The organism is Rhodococcus mengyinensis, from assembly GCF_048381435.1.
In the GTDB taxonomy this organism is placed as follows: Bacteria; Actinomycetota; Actinomycetes; order Mycobacteriales; family Mycobacteriaceae; genus Rhodococcus_F; species Rhodococcus_F opacus_D.
Genome location: NZ_JBLWIT010000057.1, coordinates 1 through 26,251 on the forward strand (window position 1 = coordinate 1; position 26,251 = coordinate 26,251).

20 protein-coding genes are annotated in these 26,251 nt (G+C 68.0%); 7 read left to right on the forward strand and 13 right to left on the reverse strand.

The annotated features are described in order from the left end of the window. Window positions 1-882 (reverse strand): acetyl-CoA C-acyltransferase (locus tag ACNJ7E_RS11780; protein ID WP_418339965.1); only part of this gene is annotated, 882 nt, incomplete at its 3' end. Window positions 883-1,137: 255 nt separating this feature from the next. Here ACNJ7E_RS11780 and ACNJ7E_RS11785 point away from each other — a divergent pair. From ACNJ7E_RS11785 to ACNJ7E_RS11800, 4 genes are all read left to right on the forward strand, one after another. Beyond that, entirely contained in the window at window positions 1,138-2,604 is a 1,467-nt protein-coding gene (locus ACNJ7E_RS11785) for a class I adenylate-forming enzyme family protein (RefSeq protein WP_418339966.1), read from the forward strand. Window positions 2,605-2,673: 69 nt separating this feature from the next. Further along, the gene (locus tag ACNJ7E_RS11790; RefSeq protein ID WP_418339967.1) at window positions 2,674-4,494 is read left to right on the forward strand and encodes a DUF3556 domain-containing protein; all 1,821 of its coding nucleotides are present in this window, start codon (window positions 2,674-2,676) and stop codon (window positions 4,492-4,494) included. After that, the gene (locus ACNJ7E_RS11795; protein WP_418339968.1) at window positions 4,491-5,924 is read left to right on the forward strand and encodes a phytoene desaturase family protein; all 1,434 of its coding nucleotides are present in this window, start codon (window positions 4,491-4,493) and stop codon (window positions 5,922-5,924) included. The genes ACNJ7E_RS11790 and ACNJ7E_RS11795 overlap by 4 nt, the downstream gene beginning before the upstream one ends. After that, window positions 5,921-7,234, forward strand: a complete 1,314-nt coding sequence (locus ACNJ7E_RS11800) for a PucR family transcriptional regulator (RefSeq protein WP_418339969.1) — start codon at window positions 5,921-5,923, stop codon at window positions 7,232-7,234. Before ACNJ7E_RS11795 ends, ACNJ7E_RS11800 begins: the two co-directional genes overlap by 4 nt. Window positions 7,235-7,302: 68 nt before the next feature. On the opposite strand, the gene ACNJ7E_RS11805 is transcribed toward ACNJ7E_RS11800, so the two are convergent. Genes ACNJ7E_RS11805 through ACNJ7E_RS11815 form a run of 3 tightly spaced genes read right to left on the reverse strand, consistent with a single transcriptional unit; the run spans window position 7,303 to window position 11,177 of the window. Further along, entirely contained in the window at window positions 7,303-8,994 is a 1,692-nt protein-coding gene (locus ACNJ7E_RS11805; protein ID WP_418339970.1) for an acyl-CoA dehydrogenase family protein, read from the reverse strand. An 18-nt stretch (window positions 8,995-9,012) separates the two neighbouring features. Further along, window positions 9,013-10,518 carry a class I adenylate-forming enzyme family protein gene (locus ACNJ7E_RS11810; protein WP_418339971.1) on the reverse strand — a complete coding sequence of 502 codons (1,506 nt, stop codon included), beginning with the start codon at window positions 10,516-10,518 and terminating at the stop codon, window positions 9,013-9,015. A gap of 23 nt (window positions 10,519-10,541) precedes the next feature. Then, window positions 10,542-11,177, reverse strand: a complete 636-nt coding sequence (locus tag ACNJ7E_RS11815; protein ID WP_280779321.1) for a TetR/AcrR family transcriptional regulator C-terminal domain-containing protein — start codon at window positions 11,175-11,177, stop codon at window positions 10,542-10,544. 134 nt (window positions 11,178-11,311) lie between these two features. Between ACNJ7E_RS11815 and ACNJ7E_RS11820 the strand changes: the two genes are divergently transcribed. Both ACNJ7E_RS11820 and ACNJ7E_RS11825 read left to right on the forward strand, forming a co-directional pair. Next, complete coding sequence (locus ACNJ7E_RS11820; protein WP_418339972.1) at window positions 11,312-13,123, forward strand: ABC transporter substrate-binding protein/permease; 1,812 nt, start codon at window positions 11,312-11,314, stop codon at window positions 13,121-13,123. A 4-nt stretch (window positions 13,124-13,127) separates the two neighbouring features. After that, window positions 13,128-13,853 carry an amino acid ABC transporter ATP-binding protein gene (locus tag ACNJ7E_RS11825; protein WP_005249317.1) on the forward strand — a complete coding sequence of 242 codons (726 nt, stop codon included), beginning with the start codon at window positions 13,128-13,130 and terminating at the stop codon, window positions 13,851-13,853. A 68-nt stretch (window positions 13,854-13,921) separates the two neighbouring features. Here ACNJ7E_RS11825 and ACNJ7E_RS11830 read toward each other — a convergent pair whose 3' ends face one another. The 6 genes from ACNJ7E_RS11830 to ACNJ7E_RS11855 are packed head-to-tail and all read right to left on the reverse strand — an operon-like array spanning window position 13,922 to window position 21,659. Further along, window positions 13,922-17,314 carry an NAD-glutamate dehydrogenase domain-containing protein gene (locus tag ACNJ7E_RS11830; protein ID WP_418339973.1) on the reverse strand — a complete coding sequence of 1,131 codons (3,393 nt, stop codon included), beginning with the start codon at window positions 17,312-17,314 and terminating at the stop codon, window positions 13,922-13,924. 43 nt (window positions 17,315-17,357) lie between these two features. Then, window positions 17,358-18,221, reverse strand: a complete 864-nt coding sequence (locus ACNJ7E_RS11835) for a 5-oxoprolinase subunit C family protein (protein WP_283333309.1) — start codon at window positions 18,219-18,221, stop codon at window positions 17,358-17,360. After that, complete coding sequence (locus ACNJ7E_RS11840; RefSeq protein ID WP_418339974.1) at window positions 18,218-18,868, reverse strand: 5-oxoprolinase subunit B family protein; 651 nt, start codon at window positions 18,866-18,868, stop codon at window positions 18,218-18,220. Before ACNJ7E_RS11840 ends, ACNJ7E_RS11835 begins: the two co-directional genes overlap by 4 nt. After that, window positions 18,865-19,620, reverse strand: a complete 756-nt coding sequence (locus tag ACNJ7E_RS11845) for a LamB/YcsF family protein (protein ID WP_418339975.1) — start codon at window positions 19,618-19,620, stop codon at window positions 18,865-18,867. The genes ACNJ7E_RS11840 and ACNJ7E_RS11845 overlap by 4 nt, the downstream gene beginning before the upstream one ends. Beyond that, window positions 19,610-20,398 carry a putative hydro-lyase gene (locus tag ACNJ7E_RS11850; protein ID WP_005249308.1) on the reverse strand — a complete coding sequence of 263 codons (789 nt, stop codon included), beginning with the start codon at window positions 20,396-20,398 and terminating at the stop codon, window positions 19,610-19,612. Before ACNJ7E_RS11850 ends, ACNJ7E_RS11845 begins: the two co-directional genes overlap by 11 nt. Continuing rightward, window positions 20,391-21,659, reverse strand: a complete 1,269-nt coding sequence (locus ACNJ7E_RS11855; protein ID WP_280779311.1) for an MFS transporter — start codon at window positions 21,657-21,659, stop codon at window positions 20,391-20,393. The genes ACNJ7E_RS11850 and ACNJ7E_RS11855 overlap by 8 nt, the downstream gene beginning before the upstream one ends. A gap of 169 nt (window positions 21,660-21,828) precedes the next feature. On the opposite strand from ACNJ7E_RS11855, the gene ACNJ7E_RS11860 reads away from it, so the two are divergent. Continuing rightward, window positions 21,829-22,527, forward strand: a complete 699-nt coding sequence (locus tag ACNJ7E_RS11860; RefSeq protein ID WP_144288899.1) for a GntR family transcriptional regulator — start codon at window positions 21,829-21,831, stop codon at window positions 22,525-22,527. A 30-nt stretch (window positions 22,528-22,557) separates the two neighbouring features. Here the strand turns inward: ACNJ7E_RS11860 and ACNJ7E_RS11865 are convergent, their stop codons facing one another. The 3 genes from ACNJ7E_RS11865 to ACNJ7E_RS11875 all read right to left on the reverse strand — a co-directional run bounded on the left by ACNJ7E_RS11865 (window position 22,558) and on the right by ACNJ7E_RS11875 (window position 26,086). Further along, window positions 22,558-23,424, reverse strand: a complete 867-nt coding sequence (locus ACNJ7E_RS11865; protein ID WP_280779310.1) for a hydroxymethylglutaryl-CoA lyase — start codon at window positions 23,422-23,424, stop codon at window positions 22,558-22,560. Between the two features lie 28 nt (window positions 23,425-23,452). After that, window positions 23,453-24,784 (reverse strand): SLC13 family permease, encoded by a 1,332-nt coding sequence (locus ACNJ7E_RS11870; protein WP_280779308.1) that lies wholly within the window; start codon window positions 24,782-24,784, stop codon window positions 23,453-23,455. An 81-nt stretch (window positions 24,785-24,865) separates the two neighbouring features. Then, complete coding sequence (locus ACNJ7E_RS11875) at window positions 24,866-26,086, reverse strand: CaiB/BaiF CoA transferase family protein (RefSeq protein WP_280779306.1); 1,221 nt, start codon at window positions 26,084-26,086, stop codon at window positions 24,866-24,868. Window positions 26,087-26,251 lie beyond the last annotated feature (165 nt).

Sequence of the window (26,251 nt, forward strand, 5' to 3'; positions counted from 1 at the left end):
ACCGGACACCCCGGTGGACACGATCCGGGCGAGCGGGGTCAGCCCCAGCTCCTTGGCCTTGGTGTCGGACATGATCACCAGGGCGGCGGCGCCGTCGTTGAGCGGGCACGCGTTGCCGGCGGTGACGGTGCCGTCCGGACGGAACACCGGCTTCAGCTGGCTGACGGCCTCATAGGTGGTGCCGGCGCGGGGGCCGTCGTCCTTCGACACGACGGTGCCGTCGGGCAGCGTCACCGGGGTGATCTCCCGCTCGAAGAAGCCGGCGCCTATGGCCTCCTCGGCGCGGTTTTGCGAGCGCACCGCCCACCGGTCCTGCTCCTCGCGGGTGATGCCGGTGATCTGGGCGACGTTCTCGGCGGTCTGGCCCATCGCGATGTAGGTGTCCGGGACCAGCCCCTCCTCACGCGGGTCGACCCACTGCTGACCGCCCTGGGCCAGCTTCTCGGTGCGGGTCTGCGCGTCGGCGTACAGCGGGTTCTGGGTGTCGGGCAGCGAGTCGGAGTTGCCCGCGGTGAACCGGGACACGGTCTCGACACCGGCGGAGATGAAGACGTCGCCCTCACCGGCCTTGATCGCGTGCAGTGCCATGCGGGTGGTCTGCAGCGACGACGAACAGTACCGGGTGATGGTGGTGCCGGGGATGAAGTCGTAGCCGAGCTGGACGGCGACGTTGCGGCCCATGTTGAACCCCTGCTCGCCGCCGGGCAGGCCGCAGCCCAGGATGAGGTCGTTGATGTCGGTGGGGTCGAGCGCGGGCACCTTGTCGAGTGCCGCCTGGACCATCTGCGCGGCGAGGTCGTCGGGGCGCATGCCCTTGAGCGATCCCTTCATGGCGCGACCGATCGGGGAACGGGCGATGGAGACGATGACGGCCTCGGGCATGAGTAACTCCTACCGATTGACGTGGTGGACGGCAGTCGGTGCGGACCTGCAGCCCCTCAGTTCTAAGCATGTGCTTATTTTCTAAGCGTTTGCATATATTGACCACGCCCGCGGCACGGTGTCAACCCCCGGACGGTCGCGATTGTGCTCAACCGACAACGAACCGACCGAACTCGAGCCCCCGAGGCCGTTTCTTGCACGAAAACCCGTCGATAGTGTTGTGGATCACACCACAACGAAAGGGCGGACGAAATCGTGTCGCACATCGGCTATTTCGCTTGGGGCCTCGCCGCACAGCACGGAGATGCGCCATGCCTGCGCGACGACCGACTCGAACTGACCTACGCACAGTTCGCGGAGCGGGTCGACGCCTTCGCCGCACAGTTGTCCGAGAACGGTGTCGGCCGCGGCGACGTCGTCGCGATCATGCTGCCGAACCGGGCGGAACTGCTCATCGCCCTGATGGCCTCCTGGCGGATCGGTGCGGCCGCGACCCCGGTCAATCCCACGTTCACCGCCAGCGAGGCGGAGTACCAGATCGACGACGCCACAGCGGTTCTCGTCGTCAACGAGGGACCAGGCGCACCGACCGGCGGCCGTCCGGCGATCGCCGTCGACGACATGGCGACCACCCCCGATCCCGCCTGGGCACCCGGCACCACCGCCGACGGAGCCGACCTCGCCCTGCTGATCTACACGTCCGGGTCGACCGGACGGCCCAAGGGCGTGATGCTCACCCACGACAACCTGCAGTTCATGAGCTCGTCGATGGTGCAGCATTTCTCGCTGACCGCCGACGACCACTGCCTCCTGATCCTGCCGCTGTTCCACGTCAACGCGATCTGTGTCAGCTTCCTGACCCCGATGCTCGCCGGCGGTCAGCTGAGCGTCACCGGACACTTCTCACCGGCCCGGTTCTTCGACGACGTCGCCCGCCTGCGGCCGACGTACTTCTCCGCAGTCCCGACCATCTACGCCCTCCTGGTCTCCCAGGACACTGTCGGCGACACCTCCTCGCTGCGGTTCGCGGTCTGCGGGGCCGCACCGATCTCCAAGGAACTTCTCGACCACGCCGAGCAGCGTTTCGGGCTCGTCATCGTCGAGGGCTACGGGCTGACGGAGGGTACGTGCGCGTCCGCGTGCAATCCGCCTGCCGGCGTTCGCAAGCTGGGCACCGTCGGCCCCGCGCTGCCGGGTCAGACCATCGCGATCGTCGACGAGTCCGGGGCACCGGTGCCTGCGGGAACGGTCGGCGAGGTGGTGATCCGGGGCGCGAACGTGATGCGCGGCTACCTCGGCCGCCCCGAGGAAACGGAACGCACCGTCGTCGACGGCTGGCTCCACACCGGCGACGTCGGCCGACTCGACGACGACGGCTACCTCACCCTCGTCGACCGCATCAAGGACATGATCATCCGCGGCGGCGAGAACATCTACCCCAAGGAGATCGAGAACGCACTCGCCACCCACGACGACGTCCTCGAGGCGGCCGTGATCGGAGCCCCGCACGACGTGTACGGCGAGGTGCCGGTCGCATACGTGGTCACGTACCCGGACACTGCCGTCACCCACGACGTCCTGGCCGAGCACCTGAGCAGCCGGCTCACGAAAGTCAAACTGCCGGTGGCGATCCACATCGTCGACGCGCTGCCCCGCAACCCCGTCGGCAAGATCGACAAGCCGGGACTGCGGAGCCGGCACCGACCGCAATCGGTGAGCTGACACCACCTTCACCCACTCCACACCTCGGGACGCACCCGAGGCGATGCCCCCTACCCTCAGGAGCCTCCCATGGGATTCAAGACCGGGAACTTCCCCGAAGTCGACCCCGCCACCTTCCTCGACCTTCCGTTCCGCGACCGCCTGCGCGCCATGTCGACCCATTGGGTCGACTACGGCTTCGGAACCCCGAAGATGGTGCACACCATCTACATTCTGAAACTGCTCGTCCTCTACCTCGGCATCGGGCTGACGATGGCGACGTTCACGTCCGGCCTGAACGTCCTCGACGTGGGCGCCTGGTGGAACGAGCCGATCGTCTACCAGAAGCTGATCCTGTGGACGGTGCTGCTCGAAGCGGTGGGTCTCGCCGGTTCGTGGGGTCCGCTCGCCGGCCACTTCAAGCCGATGACCGGCGGCATCCTGTACTGGCTGCGCCCCGGCACCATCCGGCTCCCACCGTGGCCGGGGAAGGTGCCGTTCACCTCGGGCGACACCCGCACCGTCGGCGACGTCCTGATCTACGCGGCCCTGCTGGTCAACATCATTGTTGCGCTGATACTTCCGGGCGTGCACACGTCGTCGATCGACGCCGCCCTCACCGACAACTCCGGACTCGTCCGCCCCGCGGTGCTGTTTCCGCTGATCGCGCTGCTGGTGCTGATCGGCCTGCGCGACAAGGTCATCTTCATCGCCGCCCGCAGCGAGCAGTACCTGCCCGCGATCGTCTTCTTCGGGGTCCTGCCGTTCGTCGACATGATCATCGCGCTGAAGCTGCTGATCGTCTCGGTGTGGGTCGGGGCGGGCGTCTCCAAGCTCGGACACCACTTCTCGATGGTGGTGCCGCCGATGCTGAGCAACACCCCGTGGATGCCGTTCAAGAAGATCAAGCGCGCGCACTACCGCAACTTCCCCGAGGACCTGCGGCCGTCGATCGTCGCCGGTGGTGTCGCCCATGTTCTCGGGACGGTCGTGGAGGTGGTGACCCCGCTGGTGCTGCTGTTCTCCACCAACCGCACGCTGACGCTGCTCGCGGTCGCGCTGATGGTCGCGTTCCACCTGTTCATCCTGTCCACGTTCCCGCTGGCGGTGCCGCTCGAGTGGAACCTGCTGTTCGCCTACGCGTCGATCTTCCTGTTCCTCGGATTCCCCGCCTGGGACGGGTACGGCGTCGCCGACATGTCGTCGGTGTGGTTGACCGCGGTGATCGTCGCTGCCCTGGTTTTCTTCCCGATCCTCGGCAACTTGCGCCCCGACCTCGTCTCGTTCCTGCCGTCGATGCGTCAGTACGCCGGCAACTGGGCGTCCGCCACCTGGGCCTTCGCACCGGGCGCCGAGGAGAAGCTCGACGAGCACATCATCCGTCCCAGCAAGAACACGCGCACCCAGCTGCTCGCCACCTACCCGCCCGAGGTCGCGGACGTGGTGATGCACCAGCTGCTCGGCTGGCGGTCGATGCACAGCCAGGGACGGGCGTTGTTCTCGCTGATGATGCGCCACCTCGGCGACGACATCGATACCTACTCGCTGCGCGAGGCCGAGTTCAGCTGCAACTCGCTGGTGGCGTTCAATTTCGGTGACGGTCACCTGCACAACGAGTTCCTGATCGCCGCACTCCAGCGGCGTTGCAACTTCGCGCCCGGCGAGTTCATCGTCGCCTGGATCGAATCGCAGCCCATCCACAAGGGCACTCAGCAGTACAAGGTGATCGACGCCGCGCTCGGTGTCATCGAGCGGGGAACGTACAGGGTGTCCGACGCGATCAACGAACAGCCGTGGCTGCCGAACGGTCCCATTCCGTTCGACGTGCAGTGGACACTGGACGGAGACGGCTCGAACGTGCGGACCCGGGAGGCGAAGATGCAGAAGACAGATCTGGTGGTGCGGCCGTGACCACCGCAGTCGTGGTCGGCAGTGGGCCCAACGGGCTCGCTGCCGCGGTCCACCTCGCCCGGCACGGCGTCGACGTCCAGGTCCTCGAGGCCGCCGACACCATCGGCGGCGGCACCCGCTCCGGCGAACTCACCGTCCCCGGACTGCTGCACGACGAGTGCTCGGCGTTCCACCCGATGGGTGCCGGATCGCCGTATTTGCAGACCCTCGACCTCGGCCGGTACGGGTTGACGTGGAAGTGGCCGGAGATCGACTGCGCCCACCCCCTCGACTCCGGAGAGGCAGGGTTGCTGTACCGGTCGATCGCGGCCACCGCCGCCGGACTCGGCGAGGACGGCGGCCGCTGGCAGCGCATGTTCGGCGGACTCGCCGACGGCTTCGACGACCTGGCCGCCGACCTCATGCGTCCGATCGCGAACGTGCCCCGGCACCCGCTGCGGCTCGCCGGCTTCGGGCCCCGGGCGCTGCTCCCGGCCGCCGTGACGGCCCGCTGGTGGCGCACCGACAAGGCCCGCGCACTGTTCGGCGGCGCCGCCGCACACGCGTACTACCGGCTCGACCGGCCCGCGACGTCCGCGGTCGGGATGATGATCATCGCCGCTGGGCACCGCTACGGGTGGCCGGTCGCCGAGGGCGGATCGCAGTCGATCACCGGCGCACTCGCTGCCCTGCTGACCGACCGGGGCGGCAAGATCACCACCGGTGTCCACGTCCGCGAGTGGACCGAACTCCCGCCCGCCGACGTCGTCCTGCTGGACGTCGCGCCGTCCGCGGCGCTCGGCATCCTGGGCGCCCGCCTGCCCGACCGGGTGGCCCGCGCGTACCGCCGGTTCAAGCACGCGCCCGCCGCGTTCAAGGTCGACTTCGCCATCCAGGGCGGGGTGCCGTGGGCGGACCCTGAATGTGGACGCGCCGGAACCGTCCACCTGGGTGGCAATTTCGCCGAGATCGCGGCCGCCGAGCGCGACGTCGTGGCGGGCCGGATGCCGGAGCGGCCGTTCGTGCTCCTCGGTCAGCAGTACCTCGCCGATCCCGGTCGGTCGAACGGCGATCTGCATCCGCTGTACGCGTACGCCCATGTGCCGCAAGGCTACACGGGCGACGCGACCGAGGCGATCACCGCACAGATCGAGCGATTCGCCCCCGGTTTCCGGGACCGCATCGTCGCCACGGTCAGCAGCGGACCGGCTCGTCTGGCCGCGTCGAATCCCAATTACGTCGGCGGCGACATCATCGGCGGGGCGAACACCGAAACCCAGGTCGTGCTGCGTCCGCGCATCGCCCTCGACCCGTACAGCACCGGGGTCCCCGGCACCTACCTGTGTTCGGCCTCCACACCGCCCGGCGCCGGGGCACACGGGATGTGCGGATACAACGCGGCGCAATCGGCCCTGCGCTATCTGCGCAAGGGCGGAGGGGACGTGCTGTGAGCAGTCCCGCCCCCGGCGACCGCGGCGCCGGCGCCAGGCGCCGCATGGCGCGGGTGCCCGCGATGGCGGACGCCGAGGTCCTCGACATCGTCGCCGGCATCGCCCGGAAACTCGATGCGCGGCAGGCGGAGATCACCCGCACGATGAGCGCACTGCTCGCGCACGAGATCGACCAACTCGACGAAGACCCGCAACTCGTCGAACTGCTCGAGGCGAGCGTGAACGGCAACGTCTCGACGATCGTGCACGTCCTCGCCAACGACATTCCCGTCGACCATTTGCAGCCCACCACCGCCGCCGTGGAGTACGCGCTGCGACTGGCGCAACGCGACGTGTCGTCGAACTCGCTGGTCCGCGCGTACCACATGGGCCAGGACGACCTCATCAAGATCTGCTACGACGAGGTCAGCGCCCTCCAACTGTCCGGACCGCTGACCCTCGCTGTGCTCAAACATATTTCGGAGGTCGTGTACAGCTACATCGACTGGATCACCCTCTACGTGTTCGACGCCTACGAGCAGGAACGCCGACGGTGGCTGGGCGCCCGCGGCAACGTCCACTCGTCGACCATCCACACCCTCCTCACCGGAACGGGCAATGACGGGTCCGCGTTCGAGGCCGAAACCCACTACCGGCTCGAGCAGACGCACGTCGCGATGATCCTGTGGTCCACCGGTCCCGACACCGAGGCGAGCCTCAACGCACTCGACCACTACGTCCGGGACCTCGCCCGCCACCTCGCCACCGACTCCGCACCCATCGTCACCGCCATCGACCGCCGAACCCTGTGGGCCTGGCTCCCTTTCGGCCGCCGGAAACCCGTCCTCGACACCACCGAACTCGCCGCGGCCCTGCCCGCGAACCCCGGTATCCGGACCGCGATCGGACTGCCCGCGACCGGGGTCGCGGGATTCCGGCGGTCACACGAACAAGCCCGTGCCGCCTACTCCGTCGCCACAGTGCCCAACACCCCGGCCCGGCCGATCGTCGGCTTCGGCGACCGCGGCGTCGCCGTCGTCTCGCTCCTCGCCGAGAACCTGGACTCCACCCGGGCCTGGGTGTGGGAGGTCCTCGGCCCGCTCGCGGAGAACACCGACCAGGCCGCGACACTGCGGTCCACGCTCAGCACCTACTTCGCGACCGGCGAAAGCCACCTCCACACCGCCCAGCAGATGAACCTCCACCGCAACACCGTCAAATACCGCATCACCAAAGCCCTCGGCGACCCCGCCACCGGCACACACAGCAAGCTGGATCTCGCTCTCGCCCTGCAGGTGTGCGAGTTCTTGGGGCCGACGGTGCTGAAGTAGGCCCTCCGGGCTTGTGCGCCTTTCTGGTTGTTCCAGCTACCAAAAAGGCGCACGGGCGGCGGAGCCGCCTACGCCCGACTGAGGATGGACACGAGATCGGCGGAGGGGGAGAGGGTGCCGTACTCGTGCGTGCGGTCGGGGCCGAGGCGGGCGTCGACGAATGCATCGGCGACGGCGGCAGGCGAGAACCGGATCAGCAGCGACGCCTGGAGTGCGAGGGCCATCGATTCGACGACGGTGCGGGCGCGCAACTGGGCGCGGGCAGGGTCCTCGGTGGCGAGTTCGCCGAGCTGACGACGGACCCGGTCGAGGTGCTCGTCGAGCACCGCGTTGCTGCCGCGGGCCAGGTTCACCTCGGCGTCGAACGCGTCGACGCTGTCGGGTTCGCGGGTCATCGCGCGCAGGACGTCGAGGGCGATAACGTTGCCCGACCCCTCCCACACGGCCATGACGGGCTGCTCCCGGTAGCGGCGGGCGAGCGGGAAGTCCTCGGTATACCCGTTGCCGCCCAGGCATTCCAGTGCCTCGTACGCGTGGTGCGGGCCGCGCTTGCAGATCCAGTACTTCGCGACCGCGGTCGCGAGCCGGCGGAAGCTGCGTTCCTGTTCGCTCGCGTCCTCGTCGTGTGCCCGGGCGAGGCGCAGCGCGGTGACGGTGGCCGCCTCCGACTCCAGTGCAAGGTCGGCCAGCACCGATGTCATCGCGGGCTGATCGGCCAGGACCTTCCCGAACGCGGAGCGGTGACTGGCGTGCCACACCGCCTCGGCGACGGACTGCCGCATTCCGGCGGTGCTGCCGAGCACGCAGTCGAGGCGGGTGCGCGCGACCATCTCGATGATGGTGCGGACGCCACGCCCCGGTTCGCCGACCATGACGCCGACTGTGCCGTCTATTTCGATCTCGGATGACGCGTTGGACTTGTTGCCCAGCTTGTTCTTCAGCCGCTGGATGCGGAAGACGTTGCGGGTGCCGTCCGGGAGGATGCGGGGCAGCAGGAAGCACGAGAGACCTACGCCGCCCGCGCCTTCCGCCTGCGCGAGGACGAGGAACGCGTCGGACATCGGAGCGGAGCAGAACCACTTGTGCCCGGTCAGCAGGTAGTCGGCGCCGGGACCGCCGCGTCCGGCGGGTGTCGCGACGGTGGTGTTGGCCCGGACGTCGGAGCCGCCCTGCTTCTCCGTCATGGACATGCCGAAGATCGCGGACGCCTTGCCGGGTGCGTCGAGTTCGGGGGTGTAGCTGCGGGACAGCGCGCGCGGTTTCCAGATCGTGGCGACGTCGGGTTGCAGGTCGAGGGAGGGGATGACGGCGTTGGTCATCGAGATTGGGCAGGAGTGTCCGGGTTCGATCTGCGCGAACATCATGAATGCCGCTGCGCGAGCGACGTTCGCGCCGGGCTTCGGGTCGGCCCACGCCGACGTGTGCGCCCCGTGCGCGACTGCCGCGGAGATGATCCGGTGGTACGCGGGGTGGTATTCGACCTCGTCGATCCGGTTGCCCCAGCGGTCGAACGTCTTCAGTTCGGGGATGATCGTGTTGGCGAGTTCGGCGTCGTGCTGGAACGTGGCGCTGCCGACGAGTGCACCGATGTCAATGAGTTCGCCTGTGGCCCAGTCTGCGTCGTGGCGGCGCACGCCCTCGGACAGCACCGTGTCGAGGGTGAACTCGTTGACGTCGGCGCGGGGCGCCGACTGGTTGAGCACGGTGTGCGTCCGGTGGGGTGCGGGATGGGTGACGTTCGTGTCGGAAAATATAGTCATGGCAGTGTCTTTCGTGAGTCAGCTCGCGGAGCGGATCAGGTGCTTCTGGATCTTGCCGGTGGGGGTGCGGGGCAGCACGGTGGCGAAGACGTAGTCGCGCGGAATCTTGTAGCGCGCCAGCTTGTCCGACAGGTAGGCGCGGATGTCGTCGGCACCCACGACGTCCGGTTCGCGCCACACGACGTGCGCGACGACGGTCTCACCCCACTCGGGGTGCGGCCGCCCCACCACCGCGACGTCCACGACGTCGGGATGGCCGGAGATGGCGTCCTCGACTTCCTTGGAATAGACGTTCTCGCCGCCGGTGATGATCATGTCTTTCGCCCGGTCGACGATGAAGAGGTAGCCGTCGTCGTCCTTGCGTGCGAGATCGCCTGTGCGGTACCAGCCGCCGTCGGCGAACACCGCGGCGGTGGCGCCGGGGTCGTCGAGGTAGCCCTGCATGACGGTCTCGGTGCGCAGCCAGATCTCGCCGATCTCGCCGGCAGGCACGCCGACGCCCTCGGGGCCGGCCAGGCGCATATCGACTCCGGCGAGCGCCGCCCGGCCGATCGAGCCGGCCTTCGCGAGCTGTTCCTCCGGGTAGAGGACGGCCCCCACGGGACCGGTCTCCGTCATCCCGTACACCTGGTAGAAGCGGGTGGTCCGGTACGACTCGACGAGTCGGCGCGCCACATCGGCGCCGATCGGGCCGCCGCCGTAGAGCCAGGCCCGGACGCTGGAGAGGTCGTAGTCGGTGAAGTCCGGCACCGCATTCAGTGCCGTGGTGTAGATGACCGGCGGACCGAAGCACAGTGTAATGCGTTGCTGCTGTATCGCTTCCAGGAAGTGGACGGGGTGGTACTCGCGGACGAGCACGACGGTGCCGCCCATGTACAGCGTCGCCATCAGCCAGTTGTTGAGCGGCGACGCGTGCCAGATCGGGACGGCCATCAGCAGTCGCTCGTCACGGGTGATCGACAGACCGAGGGCCGCCGTGGTCGCCACGAGCACGACGTTGCGGTGGCTGTGCACGCAGCCCTTGGGCGCGCCGGTGGTGCCGGACGTGTAGAGGATTTCGGCGGGGTCGTTCTCGTCCGGCTCGATGCCGTCGATGCCGTCCAGGTCCGCGATTGCGTCGTCGAAGAAGGCGTGGCCCGCCACGGTGGTGTCGGTGGACAGCAGCTGCACCGGCGTCTCGAGTCGCTCGATGACGGGTGCGAGTGCGCCGTCGAAGACGCATACCTTCACCTGCGCGTGCCGCAGGATGTAGTCCACCTCGGGTGCCTGCATCTTGTGGTTGACCGGCACCACCACCGCGCCGATGCGCCAGGCGCCGAGCATCGCGTAGACGAATCCGGGGGTGTTGAAACACATCAGAGCGACGCGGTCGCCGTGCTCGACCCCCAGTGTCCGCAGCAGGGCGGCGGCCCGGCGGCTGCCGTCCTGCACGGAACCATACGTATGGTCGCGACCCTGGAAATGGAGAAACGCCTCGTCGGGCGCCTTCCGGGCGTTGCTGTCGAATACGCGAACGATGTTCATCGCGCTCCTTGGAGGAGAGAAGGTCAGTCGATGGAGGTGTTGCGGACGGTCTCGGGGATCTGCAGGTTCGCGAAGATGACGGCGACGGCCTCCTCGAGCGAGTAGCCGAAGCTCTCACCGGTGGCGGTCTTCTGGATCACCAGTCCGAAAATCGCCGACCAGAACGCCTTCGATTCGACGTCGATGCCGGCGCGCAGTTGCCAGCCGGTGCGCATCAGGGTGCGGATCAGCGCGTCCTCGCCCGACGAGTGCAGGGTCCGGAGGGTGTCGGTGATGAGGTCGCGCAGTTCACTGCGGCGTCCCGTCATCAGCATCGCCGACGTGAAGAGTTCGACGCTGGGGGCGCCCGGCCCGAGCAGGGAGCCGACGAGTTTCTCCGTGTAGTCGCCGACGGTCTCCGCCGTCGCCGCGTCGTCCTCGGCCCGCTTGCCGGCGCGCAGCACGGCAGCACACGCGACCTCGACGAAGAGCCGTTCCTTGGAACCGTAGTAGTAGGTGACCTGGTTGGGGTGGGCTCCGGCGGCGGCGCAGATCTGCGTGATCGGGACGCCCTCGCCGTGCTCGAGAAACAGTTCGGTGGCGGCGGTGAACAGGGCGTCGCGGGTCTGGCGACCGGACTCCCGGGTGGCTCGCGCTGCTCGGCCCGTCTGCGGCACCATGACTGCCTCCTACTTGTTTGTCATACAAACAATAACTCGACTTTGTTTGTATGACAAACAAGGAGAGTGACGGCCGTCGCCCCCGACGTCCTCCGACCCCGGAAATACCGACCGCCAGGGTTACGCTGCTCACCATGTTTTCTTCCGTCGGAGCGAAGATCCGTGTGGTGGTGGCGCTACTGCTCACCGCCCTGCTGGCGCTGACCCTGTCGTCGTGTTCGAGTGACGGGGAAACGTCCGGGGCGGCACCACAGGATCTGTGTTCGCCACCCGGCGTGGGCGCGGCCACCGCCGCCCCGACCAACCTCGCCGCCGCAGGCGCCGCGGCCGAGGACCGCTACACCACGCCGTCGACCACCCCGATCGACCAGATCGACTCGTCGAAGCTGAACCTCATCACCCCCGGTGTGCTCACCGTCGGCACGCTGTCCGACGCACCGCCGAGCATCTGCGTGAACTCCGAGAACCAGTTCACCGGCTACGACAACGAACTGCTGAAGGCCGTCGCCGACAAGCTCGGCCTGCGCGTCGACTTCGTTGGCACCGAGTTCGCCGGACTGCTCGCCCAGGTGGCCGGGCGCCGCTTCGACGTCGGATCCTCCTCCATCACGACGACGGACGAGCGCCGCAACACCGTCGGCTTCACCAACGGCTACGACTTCGGCTACTTCTCCCTCGTCGTTCCCAACGGCGGCCCGATCCAGGGCTTCGACGACCTGACCGCGACCACTCGGATCGGTGTCGTCCAGGGCACCGTCCAGGACGACTACGTCGTGAACACGCTGAAGCTGAACCCGGTGAAGTTCCCCGACTACGCCACCGCCTACGCAAACCTGAAGTCCGGGCAGATCGACGCCTGGGTGGCGCCGTCCCAGCAGGCCGAGGGCGCCATCGCGCCGGGCGATCCCACGTCGATCGTCGAGAACACCTTCAGCGTCAACAACTTCGTGGGCTGGGCCGTCAACAAGGAGAACCAGCCGCTCATCGACGCCCTCAACTCCGGGCTCGACGCCGTCATCGCCGACGGCACCTGGGCGCAGCTGTACTCCGACTGGGTGCCCCGCGAACTGCCCGAGGGCTGGAAGCCCGGCAGCAAGGCGGCGCCGGTGCCCGACCTGCCCGACTTCGCCGCGCTCGCCGCCCAGAACTCGCAGAACACGACCGAAACCCCGGTCGCGGAGCCCAAGTCGACACTCCAGCAGCTGAAGGACACGTTCTTCAACTGGGACCTCTACACGCGGGCGTTCCCCGATCTGCTCAAGACCGGTCTGCCGAACACGTTGATCCTCGCGCTGGCGTCGGGCATCGTCGGCACCGTCCTCGGCATGCTGCTCGCGATGGCCGGCATCTCCCGCACCCGCTGGCTCCGCTGGCCCGCCCGCATCTACACGGACGTGTTCCGCGGGCTGCCCGCCGTCGTCATCATCCTCATCGTCGGACTCGGCGCCGGACCCATCGTCAAGGGACTCACCGGCAACAACCCCTACTGGCTCGGTGCCGCCGCGCTGTCACTGCTCGCGTCCGCCTACATCGGTGAGATCTTCCGGTCCGGCATCCAGAGCGTCGAACCCGGACAGCTCGAGGCGTCCCGGGCACTCGGCTTCAGCTACCGGAAGTCGATGACGCTCGTCGTCGTCCCGCAGGGTGTGCGACGGGTGCTGCCCGCGCTGATGAACCAGTTCATCTCCCTCATCAAGGACTCGTCGCTGATCTACTTCCTCGGCCTGCTCGTCAGCCAGCGGGAACTGTTCGCCGTCGGCCGCGACCTCAACGCGCAGACCGGTAACCTGTCGCCGCTCGTCGCCGCCGGCCTGTTCTACCTGGCGATGACGATTCCGCTGACCCACCTCGTCAACTACATCGACAACCGTCTGCGCACCGGCCGCGCCGACACGTCCGGCACGCTCGACCCGGTGGAACAGTCCATCGTCGTGGAAAGGGGATAAGGCGATGGCCGTCTCTCTCACTGGCACCGACCTGCATCTCGCATTCGGCACCAACAAGGTGCTCCGCGGCGTCGACCTCCACGTCGACGCCGGCGACACCGTCACCGTGATCGGACCGTCCGGCTCCGGAAAGTCCACCCTGCTGCGGGTCCTCAACCGACTCCACGAACCCGACCAGGGCGACGTCCTGCTCGACGGCAAGTCGGTGCTGAAGGACAACCCGGACAAGCTGCGGCAGCGCATCGGCATGGTGTTCCAGCACTTCAACCTGTTCCCGCACAAGACCGTCGTCGACAACATCGCCCTCGGACCCCGCAAACTCAAGGGGATGTCCAAGGACGAGGCGCGGTCGCTGGCGCTCGAGCAGCTCGAACTCGTCGGGCTCGCCAACAAGGCCGACTCCCGGCCCGGCAACCTGTCGGGCGGACAGCAGCAGCGCGTCGCGATCGCCCGCGCCCTCGCGATGAAGCCCGAGGTCATGTTCTTCGACGAGGCCACCTCGGCACTCGACCCCGAACTGGTGAAGGGCGTCCTCGCGCTGATGGCCGACCTCGCCAAGGGCGGCATGACGATGGTCGTCGTCACCCACGAGATGGGCTTCGCCCGCGAGGTGTCCGACACGGTGCTGTTCATGGATCACGGCGCCGTCGTCGAGACCGGGAAGCCGGACCAGCTGTTCGACAAGCCCGAAACCGAACGGCTGCAGCAGTTCCTGTCCCAGGTGCTGTAGGCCGCTCCGCGGCCTGTGTGCCTTTTTGGTAGCTGGAACAACCAGAAAGGCGCACGGGCGCGAAGCGCCTACCGCGTCATCGCCCGGATCCGCCTGGCCGCGACGGAGATCAGCGCCAGCGTGGGTTCGGTGGCGACCTCCGACTCGATCTCGGTCAGCAGCGCACGCGCGCGGGAGAGCCGGGCGGCGTTGTGCTGTTCCCACTGGTCGACCTTGTCGGCCGCGTCCTCGCCGGGTTCGCTCACGGACAGCGCGTCGAGGGTGATGGCGCGCAGTGAGCTGTAGAGGTCGTCGCGCAGGGCCAGGCGGGCGAGGGCGTGCCAGCGGTCCAGCCGGGGGAGAGCCGTGACTGCGGTCAGTGCGGTGTTGATGTGCAGGTGCGCCGACAGCGCGAAGTACAGTTCGGCGACGTCCTCGGGGCGGTGCTGCGAGATCTCCGCGATGTCCACGATGTCGAGGAGGCAGTACGTGTGCAGGAGGTCCGCCACGTCCGCGGCCAGCCCGGTCTCCGCCCCACGCGATGTGAGGGCCTCGGTGCGCCGCTCCACCGCGCTGATCTCGTCGCCCCGTAACCATTCCCGCACGCGCGGCCCGAGGTCGCGGACGACCGGCTGGTAGCGGGCGATGGTGGCCTCGAGCGGCAACGGTTGCGGCCGGTGCGTGGTCAGCCACCGCGACGCGCGGTCGATCAGTCGCTGGGTCTGCACCGTCAGTGCGTTCGTCCCGGCCGTCGGAGTGGTGTCGGCCGTTGCCCTGATCCGCTCGAAAGTCGCTCCGAGGTCGAAGATCTCGGCGACCGCGGTGAAGGCGTTCACCGCCTCCGCGGAGTCGGCGCCCGTCTCCTCCCGCAGCCGGAAGGCGTACGTCATCCCCGCCCGGTCGACCATGTCGTTGACGACCGACGTCGTGACGATCTCCCGGCGCAGCGGATGCGCGGCGACCGTGTGCGCGAACTCCCGGCCGAGGCGCGGCGGGAAGTAGTTGTGAAGCCGGCCGGCGTAGACCCCGTTGTCGGGGAGGGTCGTGCCCGACACCTCGCTCTTGATGAATCGCTTGACCTGCGCGGTGAGCTGCGCCAGCTCCGGGCTCGTCAACCCCTTCTGCTCACGTTCGAGCGCGCCGAACTGCGCGGACGTCGGGAGCACGTCGATCGCGCGGTCCACGTGTCCGCGCCGTTCCAGGTCGTCGACCATGCGGGAGTGGAAGCTGACGAGGGTGCCGGCCTGCGCCCGGTTCAGGCTCATCATCTCGTTCTGGCTGCGATTGTCGGCGAGGACGAGCCTGCTGACGTCGTCGGTCATGTCGGACAGCAGCGTTCGCCGGTCCTGCGCGGTGAGGGTGTTGTCGGCGGTCGCGCCCGCCAGGGCGATCTTGATGTTGACCTCGTGGTCCGAGCAGTCGACGCCGGCGGAGTTGTCGAGCGCGTCGGTGTTGACGCGACCGCCGTTGCGCGCGTACTCGATCCGCCCGAGCTGGGTCAGCCCGAGGTTGCCGCCTTCGCCGACCACCCGGACCCGCAGTTCGGGCGCGTCGAGCCGGACCGCGTCGTTCGACTTGTCGCCGACGTCCGCGTGGCTCTCCGTCGTCGCCTTGACGTACGTGCCGACGCCGCCGTTCCACAGCAGGTCGGCGGGCGCACCGAGGACGGCACGCACGAGTTCGACGGTGGTGAGGGCCCGATCGTCGTCGATTCCGAGAACGCGCCGGGCCTGCGGTGTCAGCCGAACCGACTTCGCCGACCGTTCGACGATCATCGCGCCGTCACTGAGGACCGCCTTGTCGTAGTCCTTCCAACTCGACCTGCCGAGCCCGAAGAGCCGTGCCCGCTCGTCCCACGACCGCTGCGGGTCGGGATCGGGGTCGATGAAGACGTGCCGATGGTCGAATGCCGCGAGCAGGCGGATGTGGGGGCTGAGCAGCATCCCGTTTCCGAAGACGTCGCCGCTCATGTCTCCGACGCCGACGACGGTGAAGTCGTCGGTGCGGGTGTCGACGCCCATCTCGCGGAAGTGCTGCATGACACTTTCCCACGCGCCGCGGGCGGTGATGCCCATCGCCTTGTGGTCGTAGCCGACGGATCCGCCGGACGCGAATCCGTCGCCGAGCCAGTACCCGCGCTCGAGTGCGATCGCGTTGGCGACGTCCGAGAACGCCGCTGTCCCTTTGTCCGCGGCGACCACGAGGTACGTGTCGTCACCGTCACGCCGGACGATGCCCGCCGGCGCGATCACCTTCCGGGTCGTGATGTCGAGGTTGTCCGTCATGTCGAGGAGGCTCGAGATGAACTCGCGGTAGCAGGAGATGCCCGCCGACGCCGTCGCCTGCCGGTCGGCGGCGGCGTCACCGGTCGGCACGGGCGGGTTCTTGACGACGAAGCCGCCCTTTGCTCCCGCGGGGACGATGACGGCGTTCTTGACCGCCTGCGCCTTGACGAGTCCGAGGATCTCGGTGCGGAAGTCGTCGCGGCGATCCGACCACCGGATGCCGCCGCGGGCGACGTCGTCGAATCGCAGGTGCACGCCCTCCACCCGGGGCGAGTACACGTAGGCCTCGTATTTCGGCCGGGGCAGCGGCAATTCGTCGATCGACGAGGAATCGAATTTGAACGCGAGAGCGCGCGCTGGCCGACGGTCACCGGCGTAGTAGGTGGTCCGGGTGGTGGCGAGGACCAGGGACAGCAGTGCCCGCAGGATCCGGTCGGCGTCGATTCCGGCGACGGCGTCGATCGCGTCGACGATGCGGCCCTCGAGCGCGTCTTCCGCTGCGGCGTCGCGTTCGATCCCCGGGTCGAGGCGGAGCGCGTGCAACTCCACGAGGAGTTGCGTGATTGCACTGTTGCTCAGCAGGACTCGTTCGACGTTGCTGCGGCTGTACGGAAGCCCGGCCTGACGCAGGTAGGCGGCGTACGCGCGGAGGACGGTCACCTGACGCCAGCCCAGCCCGGCGTGCAGGACGAGCGCGTTGAACCCGTCGACCTCGGTCTCACCCGTCCACGCCGCCCGGAACGCGTCGGCGATCCGGCTGTCCCGGGTCACCCCGTGACCGTCCGTCACGGCGACCAGATCGACTGTGAGGTCGTAGATCCAGGCCCGATGCCCGTCCGGGCGGGTCAGCGCGGCCGGCCGTTCGTCGAGCGCGTTGACACCGAGGCTGGACAGGATCGGCAGAACCTCGTTGAGCGGCGCGGGTTTCCCGACCGCGTAGATCTTGAGGTTCTCGTACGGCGCGGACGCCTCGGTGGTGGTGAACGTCAGCGCCACACTGTCGACGTCGAGGCGCTCCACCTCGGCGACGTCGCGGATCGCCTGTGCCGGATCGGTTTCGGTGGCGTAGCTGATCGGCAGCGCGGACGCGTAGTGGCGCGCGACGCCGGTGTCGAGACGATGCGGTTCCGTGAGCAGCGTGCTGCGCCACAGCTCGTGGGACCAGGGGGTGTCGAGTTCCGTGCCGATGCTGTTCATGACGATGGGGTGATCTCCTGTAGTGGGATCGGAGCGAAGCCGATCACGCAGTGGTGAAGCGAATCAGTTGACCGGGTCGAGCCTGGGCGATCCGGTCGATGTCCTCGTCCGCGACGACGCCGATGACGGGATAACCGCCCGAGATGGGATGGTCCGCGAGGAAGACGACGGGCTGCCCGCTCGGCGGAACCTGGATGGAGCCGAGCGCGACACCTTCGGTCGGGAGTTCGGCCTCGGACGTCCGCACCAGTGCAGGCGCGTCGCCGTGCCGGTTCAGGCGCGCCCCGATGCGGTCGGTGTCCGGGGAGACGGCCCACACCCCCGTGGTCAACGCTTCGGGGTTGGTGAACCAGTCGTCGCGGGGGCCGCCGACGACCCGCACCGACAGCGTTCCCGCCTCCATCGGGGGGACGGGCGCGACCTCGACGTTCGGGAAACTCGTCGCCGCGGTGCCGACGAGCAGAACGTCGTTGGGTTTCAACGCTTCCGGGCCGATCCCGGAGAGGGTGTCGGTGCTGCGGGAGCCGAGCACGTCCGGCACCGCGACGCCGCCTCGGACGCCGACGTAGCTGCGCAGGCCGACCTGCGCGTACTGCAGGCGCAGCGTCTGCCCCGGCTGCATCACGATGACGCTCGCGTGCCCCATCGGGATTCCGTCGAGCAGCGCCGTAGCGGGTGCCCCGGTGACGGCGACGACGGTCACCTGCGGCGCGCGGAGGGCGAGGCCGCCCATCAACACCTCGATGCACGCGCTGTTCTCGTCGTTCCCGACCAGCCGATTGGCCAGCTTCGCGGATCCGCGGTCGGCGGCGCCGGACACACCCACACCTGAACTCAGGTAGCCGGGGCGGCCGAGGTCCTGGATCAGGCTGAGCGGACCCGTTTCGAGTACTTCGAGTTCACTCACAGTGTTTCCTCGTCGACGAATCGGACGCGACGCCCCGGCTGCAGCAGCGCCGGAGGGTTCGCGTCGAGGTTCCACATCGGGGAGTCCGTGGTTCCGATGATCTGCCATCCACCGGGTGAGGACCGGGGATACACCGCGCCGTAGCCACCGGCGAGGGCCACGGACCCGGCGGGCACCACGGTCCGGGACTGGGCCCGCCGTGGCACGGTGAGCCGGTCGTCGCCGCAACTCAGGTAGGCGAAACCCGGTGCGAATCCGATGAATACACAGCGCCAGGTGGCCGCCGTGTGCGCCGTGATCACGTCCTCGCGGCTCATCCGCAGATGGTCGGCGACGTCGGCGAGATCAGCGCCGTCGTAGCGGACCGGGATGGTGACCGGCTCGGATTCGGTTGCGCGGCTGTCCTCGTGCACCTCGAGGTCGACGGTCATCGTCCGCAGCGCGCGGCGCACCTCGTCGAGGTCGGTGCGCGGAGTCGTGGTCACGAGCACCGTCCGCGCCGCAGGAAGCACGTCCTCCACCCCCGGGACCGGGGTGCGGCGGAGGCGTTCGGTCAGCGACACCACGAAGGGTTCCGACTCCAGTTCGACGAGGAGGCCCCGGTTGCCCGCCGGAAGGATCCGGGTGCCGGCGCTCGGGGTGGTCATGCGAAGGACCCAAGCGTGACGTCGGCACTCTCCAGGGCGTGCCGAACCTGGCGGGCCGTGCGCACGGACCCCGGCGAATCGCCGTGGACGCAGATGCTGTGCACCGACACCGCGACGTCGGCGCCGTCGATCGACTCCACCGTTCCGCTCGACACCATGCGCACGGCCTGGGCGGCGGCGACGTCGGGATCGTCGATGACGGCGCCGGTCACCGAGCGCGGGGTCAACGTGCCCGCGGCGGTGTAGCGGCGATCGGCGAAACCCTCGGCGACGAATTCGATGCCGTGGGTTTCCGCCGCACGCTGCAACTGCGAGCCGGGTGGGCCCATCAGCGCGAGCGGTTCGGTGAACCAGTCGATGGCCGACGCGATCGCCTCGGCCCGCCCGTGGTCGAGCGCGGCGGAATTGTAGAGCGCACCATGCGGTTTGACGTACGACACGCGGGACCCGGCGGCACGCGCGAACCCGGCGAGCGCGCCGATCTGGTACAGCGTCTCGTCGCGCAGATCCGCCGGTGACACCGCGAGTTCACGACGGCCGAATCCGGCCAGATCCCGGAAACCCACGTGCGCACCGATCGCGACGTTGCGCTCGGCCGCACCCTCGCAGGCCCGGCGGATGATCATCGGATCCCCCGCGTGAAACCCGCACGCGATGTTCGCGCTCGTGACGATGTCGAGGAGGGCCTCGTCGTCCGCCAGGGTCCACTGCCCGAAGCCCTCACCGAGGTCGCAGTTCAGATCAACGCGCATCGGGAACCTCCAGCACGTACTCGCTGTCCGGGGTGTCGGTGATCAGCATGTACCCGGGCGCGTGGGTGATCGCGAACGGCAACCGGGACGCCATCACCGCCGCCTGCGGGGTGACCCCGCAGGCCCAGAACACCGGAACGTCGCCGGGCTCGAAGTTCACCGGATCGCCGAAGTCGGGGGCCGCGACATCGGCGATGCCGAGTTCCGCGGGATCGCCGATGTGCACGGGCCCACCGTGGACGGCAGGCATCCGCGCCGAGATCGCCGCGGCGAGGGCCACCTGATGTTCGGGAACGGGTCGCATCGACACCACCATCGGTCCGCTCATCCGGCCTGCGGGCCTGCACTCACGGTTGGTCACGAACATCGGGACGTTGCTGCCCTGCTCGACGTGCCGCAGCGGCACCCCGGCAGCGGCCACCGGGTGCTCGAACGTGAAGCTGCACCCGATGTGGAAGGCCACGAGGTCGTCCCGCCACAGCCCCGACACGTCCGCGGTCTCGTCGGCCAGTTCGCCGTCCTTCCACACGCGGTACAGCGGCAGGTCCGTGGTGATGTCGGCGCCCGGGGCGAGCATCGTCGTGCGGGAGCCGACGTCGCCGACGTCGAGGACGGGGCACGGCTTGGGGTTGCGCTGCGTGAACAGCAGGACGTCGTAGGCCCAGTCCTCCGGTACGGCGATGAGATTCGTCTGGGCGAATCCGGGCGCCAGACCGGCGGTCGGGGTGACACGTCCCGAACGGAACGCGGAGCGGAGGTCGGCCGGTGAGTCAGTCAAGTTGGATCCCGCGGGTCTCGGGGAGGAAGAACAGGGCGAAGACGGCGATGGCGTATCCGAGCGCACCGAAGATCATCGCGCCGCCGATACCCAGCTGGGTGGCCGCCAGGAAACCGACGACCGCGGGGAACACGGCACCGACTGCGCGGCCGAAGTTGTACGTGAAGCCCTGGCCCGTGCCGCGGGACTGCGTCGGGTACAGCTCGGACAGGAACGATCCGAAGCCGCTGAAGATCGCCGACGTGCAGAAGCCGAGGGGGAAGCCCAGGATCAGGATCAACGTGTTCGCACCCTCGGGCACCTGGGTGTAGCCGACCATGAAGACGGCCGACAGTGCCGCGAACAGCTGCATGGTCCGCTTGCGTCCCAGCTTGTCGGTGAGGATGCCGCCGCTGACGTAACCGAGGAACGCACCCGAGATCAGGATCGCGAGGTACCCGCCGGTGCCGACGACGTCGAGTCCGCGCGAGGTCTTCAGGAATGTGGGCAGCCAGGACGCCAGCGTGTAGTAGCCGCCCTGCACACCGGTGGCGAGCAGCGACGCGAGCACGGTGGTCTTGAGCAGTTTGCCGCGGAAGATCGCGGCGAACGAGCCGGTCTGCTTGCCTGCGGACTCGCGACGTTCCGTGACCGCCTCGGGGTCCTTCAGATTCCGGCGAACCCAGATGATGAGGAACGCGGGGAGGACACCGGTGAAGAACAGCACTCGCCAGGCGACGTCGGGATCGAACAGCTGGAAGACGACCGTGTAGACGATCACCGCCAGCGCCCAGCCGACTGCCCACGCGCTCTGGACGAAGGCCACGGCCCGGCCCCGGTACTCGGCGCGGGCGTACTCGGCCACGAGAATCGCACCGGCCGCCCACTCGCCGCCGAAGCCGAGGCCCTGGAAGGCGCGGAAGACGAGGAGAGTCTCGAAGTTCTGCGCGAAGCCGCACAGCACCGTGAAGATCGTGTACGTCGCGACCGTGACCTGCAGGGTGCGGACCCGGCCGATCTTGTCGACGAGGATGCCGGCGAGGGCACCGCCGAGCGCAGACACGACCAGCGTCACCGTCGTCAGCAGACCAGCCTGTCCGGTGGTGAGGCCGAAGTAGGCGGCGATGGCCGCGAGGCCGAGCGGGAGGACCTGGAAGTCGTAGGAGTCGAGTCCGTACCCGCCGAACGCGCCGATGAAGGCTCTCTTTCCCTTCGGCCCGAGGGTGCGGAACCAGTCGAAGGGGCGCGCCTGCGCGACCTCGGTCTGTGTATCTGTGGTCATGGCACCTCGCCTGAAGAAGGGATGTAACTGCCGGAAGAAACGGTGTAACTCCCATCACGGTACAAATCGTTCAACGATCCTGCAATACCCTGAGAGGATCGTTTAACATGGAATTCATCGCGGAACCGAGCTCACAACTATGATTGCGGTCGAGATCGAAACCTGAGGAGTGGACTTGACCAGCTCGAATGCCCTTCGCGGCGATGCGCATTCCCGCCTGGCCGCTCACCGCGGCCTGCTCGAACGCACCAGCAGGACCACCCGGGTGGCCGGCATTCTGCGGGACGCAATCATCGACGGAACGTTCCGACCAGGGGCGCGTCTCTCCGAACCCGACATCTGCGCCGCCCTCGACGTCTCCCGCAACACGGTGCGCGAGGCCTTCCAGATCCTGATCGAAGACCGACTGGTCGCGCACGAACTCAACCGCGGAGTCTTCGTCCGCGTGCCCACGGCCGAGGACATCACCGAGCTGTACATCTGCCGGCGCGTCGTCGAATGTGCGGGCGTCAACGGATTCGACCCCGCCACCGGCGACCTGTCGCGCGTGGCCGAGGCCCTGGACCTGGCCGACGAGCGGTACGCCGTCGAGGACTGGACCGGAGTCGGCACCGCCGACATCCACTTCCACAGCGCCCTCGCGAGCCTCAACAACAGCAATCGCATCGACGAACTCATGCGCAGCGTGTGGAACGAGGCGCGGCTCGTCTTCCACGTCATGGACGACGCCCACCGATTCCACGGCCCGTACCTCACCCGCAATCACGAGATCTACGACGCGCTGGTCGCGGGCAACACCGAAGCCGCAGGTCAGCTACTCAAGACCTACCTCGAAGACGCCGAGGCGCAGATCCTCGAGGCGTACTGAGGCGCTTCGCGCTCGCTCACCGGTCGACCATCACACCGAGAGCTGCGGTGAGGCTGCGAGGACACGCTTGACCAACGATGCTGCGGCGGTGACCTGTGCCTGATCGATGCCGGTTTCCACATCATGACGGTGAAAATGCGCGACCAGCTCCTCGGTCGCGAGGTTGCCGTGTGCGCCCGGCGCGAAGGGGCACCCGCCGTATCCGCCGACCGCGCTGTCGAAGTGTGCGATGCCCAGATTGCGTGCTGCTTGCAGGGCGGTGGTGAGTGCTTGGCCGTCGGCGTTGTGCAGGTGCAGTCCGATGGTGATGTCGGGCAGTGCCTCGCGCACGGCGCCCACCGCGTTGAGCACGTGCTCCGTGGTGGCGGTGCCCAGGGTGTCGGCCAGCCCCAGGGCGCGTATCCCCATGGCTGCGAACTGCTCGGCGACTTCTACCAGACGTGCGGGTGAGACAGTTCCCTCGAACGGGCAGACGAAGGCGGTCGATATCCCGCCGAGGAACCGCTGCTCCGGGTAGCCGGCCACCGCCTGGGACAGGTCCTCGAGGGCCTGTGCAGCGGACTTGCCGGCGTTCGCTCGGCTGTGTGCGGAACTGGCCGACGCCGCGATGTGCACGACGTCGACTCCGGCGGCCACTGCACGGTGGACCCCGGTGGCATTCAGCGCCAACGCGCTGACCTGCGTGGTGGCGCGGTAGGGCTGCAACCGGGCGATGAGCGCGTCGGCGTCGGCCATCTGAGGAACGCGGGTGGGCGAGACGAAGGACACGGCTTCGATCTGCCGGACTCCGGCTGCCACCAGCGCGTCGGCGATGGTGAGTTTGTCGTCGGTGGCGACGAGGACGTTCTCGTCCTGTAGACCGTCGCGCAGGACGACGTCGGTGATGGTGACGGGCATGCGAGAACCTTCTTGGGGTGGCCGGGGATCAGAGCGAGGTGGGAACGACGATCAGGGCCCAGGCCACCAGCGGGGCGAGGAGCACGACCAGGCCGCAGTAGGCCAGGACGCTGCGCTGGAACCGTTGACGGTCTTCGACGTCGGCCTCGGCCACCACGATGGAACCGTTCGTGGCGAAGGGGCTGACGTCGACGACGGTGGAGGCGAAGGCCAGCGCGATGATGAAACCCAGCGCGCCGAGTTCCCCGGCGGCGAGCATGGGTGCGGCCAGCGGCAGCGCGATGCCCAGGGTGCCGATCGAGGACCCGACCGCGGAGATGATCGCGGCGGCGTACAGCAGGATCAGCGCGGCGGCGAGAGGGGAGCCGAGGTGGGTGGCGGCGTCGCCGAGGAAGTCGAGGGTGCCGTTTTGTTTGAGCACCGTCATGTAGGTGAGCATGCCGCACACCAGCACGACGGCCGGCCACGCCACCTTGTCTTCGATCCGGGGCATCTTCTTCGGGGCCATCAGCAGCAGAACCGTGCTGATGCAGATCGAGCTGACTCCGACGTCGACGTTGAAGGCCACCGAACCTACTGCCAGGAGCAGGATTCCGATGAGCGTCGCGACCCGTACCCGGTTGAACGGGGTGCGGCCGATGACGTCGACGTCAGGCAGGACGGCGGTCGCGGAGGCGGTGCCAGATCCCGGGCTGGGATGGGGGCGGGTCGGTGCCCCTGAGCTGGCGCCGGCGCCGGTGATCTCGTCACGGTCTTCGGGCAGCTCGTGGAGCAGGTCGCGGCCGTAGATGGCGAACAGTACGGCGAGGAACAGGGTGTTCAGTGCGAAGGGAACGATGAACAGCAGCAGCGGGTTCGCCTCGTACCCGGCGGATTTGATCAATCCGTTGACGAAGGCACCGTAGATCGTGATGGGCGAGAACGCGCAGCCCAGAGCACCGTGGTTGATGGCCATGCCCATCAGCAGGGGGTTGATCTTCTTTTTCCCGGCCAGCCGCATCGCGATGGGGGCGAGCATGCCTGCCGCCATCGGTGATCCCAGGGCCATCAGCGCGCCGGAGAGCAGGAACATCATCCACACCAGCGCCCAGCGCCGTCCGTGGACCAGGCGTAGGGCCGATTCGACGATGATGTTGATGGTGCCGTTGGCCTTGGCGATGGCGAACAGCAAGGTGATCCCGGCGACGATCAGGAAGATGTCACCGGGAAATGCGTCGACGATGTCGTCGATCGGGATCCCCGACACCCATCCGCCGACTAGGAAGGCGCCGGCGAAGGCGAGGATGCCCATGTTGATCGGCACCTTGGTGGCGATGGTGAAGATCAGTACGAGGGCGAGGATGGAGATGGCGTAGACCATGGGACCGTGTTCTTTCCGTGCGGGGCAAACGGGAAGGGTGCGGCTGCACCAGGGAGCAGAGGGGCGGCGGATGCCCGCGGGTCAGATGATGCCTGCTGTGCGCAGTGCGTTCAGGCGGTCGGGTGTCAGGCCCAGCATCCGGCCCAGTACGGGCTCGGTGTCGGCACCGAGATCAGGCCCCAACCACCCGACTTTCGTTGCCTGGCCATCGAACTGAGGTACCACGCCGGGGAAGCGCACCTCCTCGGGTGAGCCGTCTTCGACGTCGACCTTGAACGGCTGGATCATCCCGCGGGCCAGATAGTGCTCGTCGGAGACGATGCGGGCGGCGTCGTAGACGTCGCTGGCCGGGACACCGGCGTCGGACAGTTCGGTGACGACGTCTCTCGTGGATCGGGTCGTCGTCCATGCCACGATCGCCTCGTCGAGATCGTCTTCCCGCAGATATCGTTTGGTGCCGTCGACCAGGTCGGGATCACTCGCCAGGTCCGGGCGGCCGACGGCGTTCATCAGCCTTGCGAAGACCCCGCTGGCGTTCCCGGCGATCAGAACCGAGCCGTCGGCACACGGGTAGGAGCCGCTGGGCACCACACCGGGAAGATTGCCGGCGGTGCGCTCGCGCACCATGGCATAGGCGTCGTAGTCAGCGGTCAGCGACTCCATCGCCATGAAGACCGATTCGTACAGTGCGACATCGGCGACCTGGGGCCTCGGGTGGTCGCCGCCGCGGGCTTTGGCCAGAAGCATCATCAACGCGCTGACCGCGCCGTAGAGACCGGCGAGGGTGTCGCCCAGTGGTGCTGCCGGACGCACCGGCTCACGGTCGGGATAGCCGGTCACATAACGCAATCCGCCGAACGCCTCGGCGACCCCACCGAAGCCGGCGCGCTGCGCATAGGGGCCGTTCTGGCCGTAACCGGAGATCCGGACCAGGACGATGTCCGGGTTCGCTGCCTGTAACTGTTCGGGCCCGATGTTCCAGCGTTCGAGCGTGCCAGGGCGAAAGTTCTCGATCACGACATCGACCTGGGCGGCCAGGTCCAGCACCAGCTGCTGCCCCTCGGCGCTCTTCAAATCGAGCGTCACCGATCGTTTGTTTCGGGCGATGGTGCGATACATCATCGAGGTGGTGCCCCTGCTGCGACGCCAACCGCGCAGCTCGTCCCCACCGTCGGGACGCTCGATCTTGATGACTTCGGCGCCGAAATCAGCCAGCAGCCGGGTCGCGAAGGGCGCTGCGATGAAGTTACCGAGCTCCAGGACAGTGATGCCGTCGAGCGGACCTGTGGTGGCGTTGTTCATGACGCTCCGATTCCTGTCGGCGATGCGATCAATCTTCGTGGTGGCCCATTATTTGGGTCATTATGGCCCGAATAATGGGGCAACCATAGTGCTCCGGATCACAGAGCGCAACGAGGCATGGCGGCCCGCCCACGTCGAGATGACACGAAAAGACGCAACCGCCGG

Coding starts and splice junctions, on each gene's coding strand:
- ACNJ7E_RS11790 (WP_418339967.1), top strand. CDS start 2,674: ATGGGATTCAAGACCGGGAACTTCCCCGAAGTCGACCCCGCCACCTTC.
- ACNJ7E_RS11805 (WP_418339970.1), bottom strand. CDS start 8,994: ATGACTATATTTTCCGACACGAACGTCACCCATCCCGCACCCCACCGG.
- ACNJ7E_RS11810 (WP_418339971.1), bottom strand. CDS start 10,518: ATGAACATCGTTCGCGTATTCGACAGCAACGCCCGGAAGGCGCCCGAC.
- ACNJ7E_RS11815 (WP_280779321.1), bottom strand. CDS start 11,177: ATGGTGCCGCAGACGGGCCGAGCAGCGCGAGCCACCCGGGAGTCCGGT.
- ACNJ7E_RS11820 (WP_418339972.1), top strand. CDS start 11,312: ATGTTTTCTTCCGTCGGAGCGAAGATCCGTGTGGTGGTGGCGCTACTG.
- ACNJ7E_RS11825 (WP_005249317.1), top strand. CDS start 13,128: ATGGCCGTCTCTCTCACTGGCACCGACCTGCATCTCGCATTCGGCACC.
- ACNJ7E_RS11830 (WP_418339973.1), bottom strand. CDS start 17,314: ATGAACAGCATCGGCACGGAACTCGACACCCCCTGGTCCCACGAGCTG.
- ACNJ7E_RS11840 (WP_418339974.1), bottom strand. CDS start 18,868: ATGACCACCCCGAGCGCCGGCACCCGGATCCTTCCGGCGGGCAACCGG.
- ACNJ7E_RS11845 (WP_418339975.1), bottom strand. CDS start 19,620: ATGCGCGTTGATCTGAACTGCGACCTCGGTGAGGGCTTCGGGCAGTGG.
- ACNJ7E_RS11855 (WP_280779311.1), bottom strand. CDS start 21,659: ATGACCACAGATACACAGACCGAGGTCGCGCAGGCGCGCCCCTTCGAC.
- ACNJ7E_RS11865 (WP_280779310.1), bottom strand. CDS start 23,424: ATGCCCGTCACCATCACCGACGTCGTCCTGCGCGACGGTCTACAGGAC.
- ACNJ7E_RS11870 (WP_280779308.1), bottom strand. CDS start 24,784: ATGGTCTACGCCATCTCCATCCTCGCCCTCGTACTGATCTTCACCATC.
- ACNJ7E_RS11875 (WP_280779306.1), bottom strand. CDS start 26,086: ATGAACAACGCCACCACAGGTCCGCTCGACGGCATCACTGTCCTGGAG.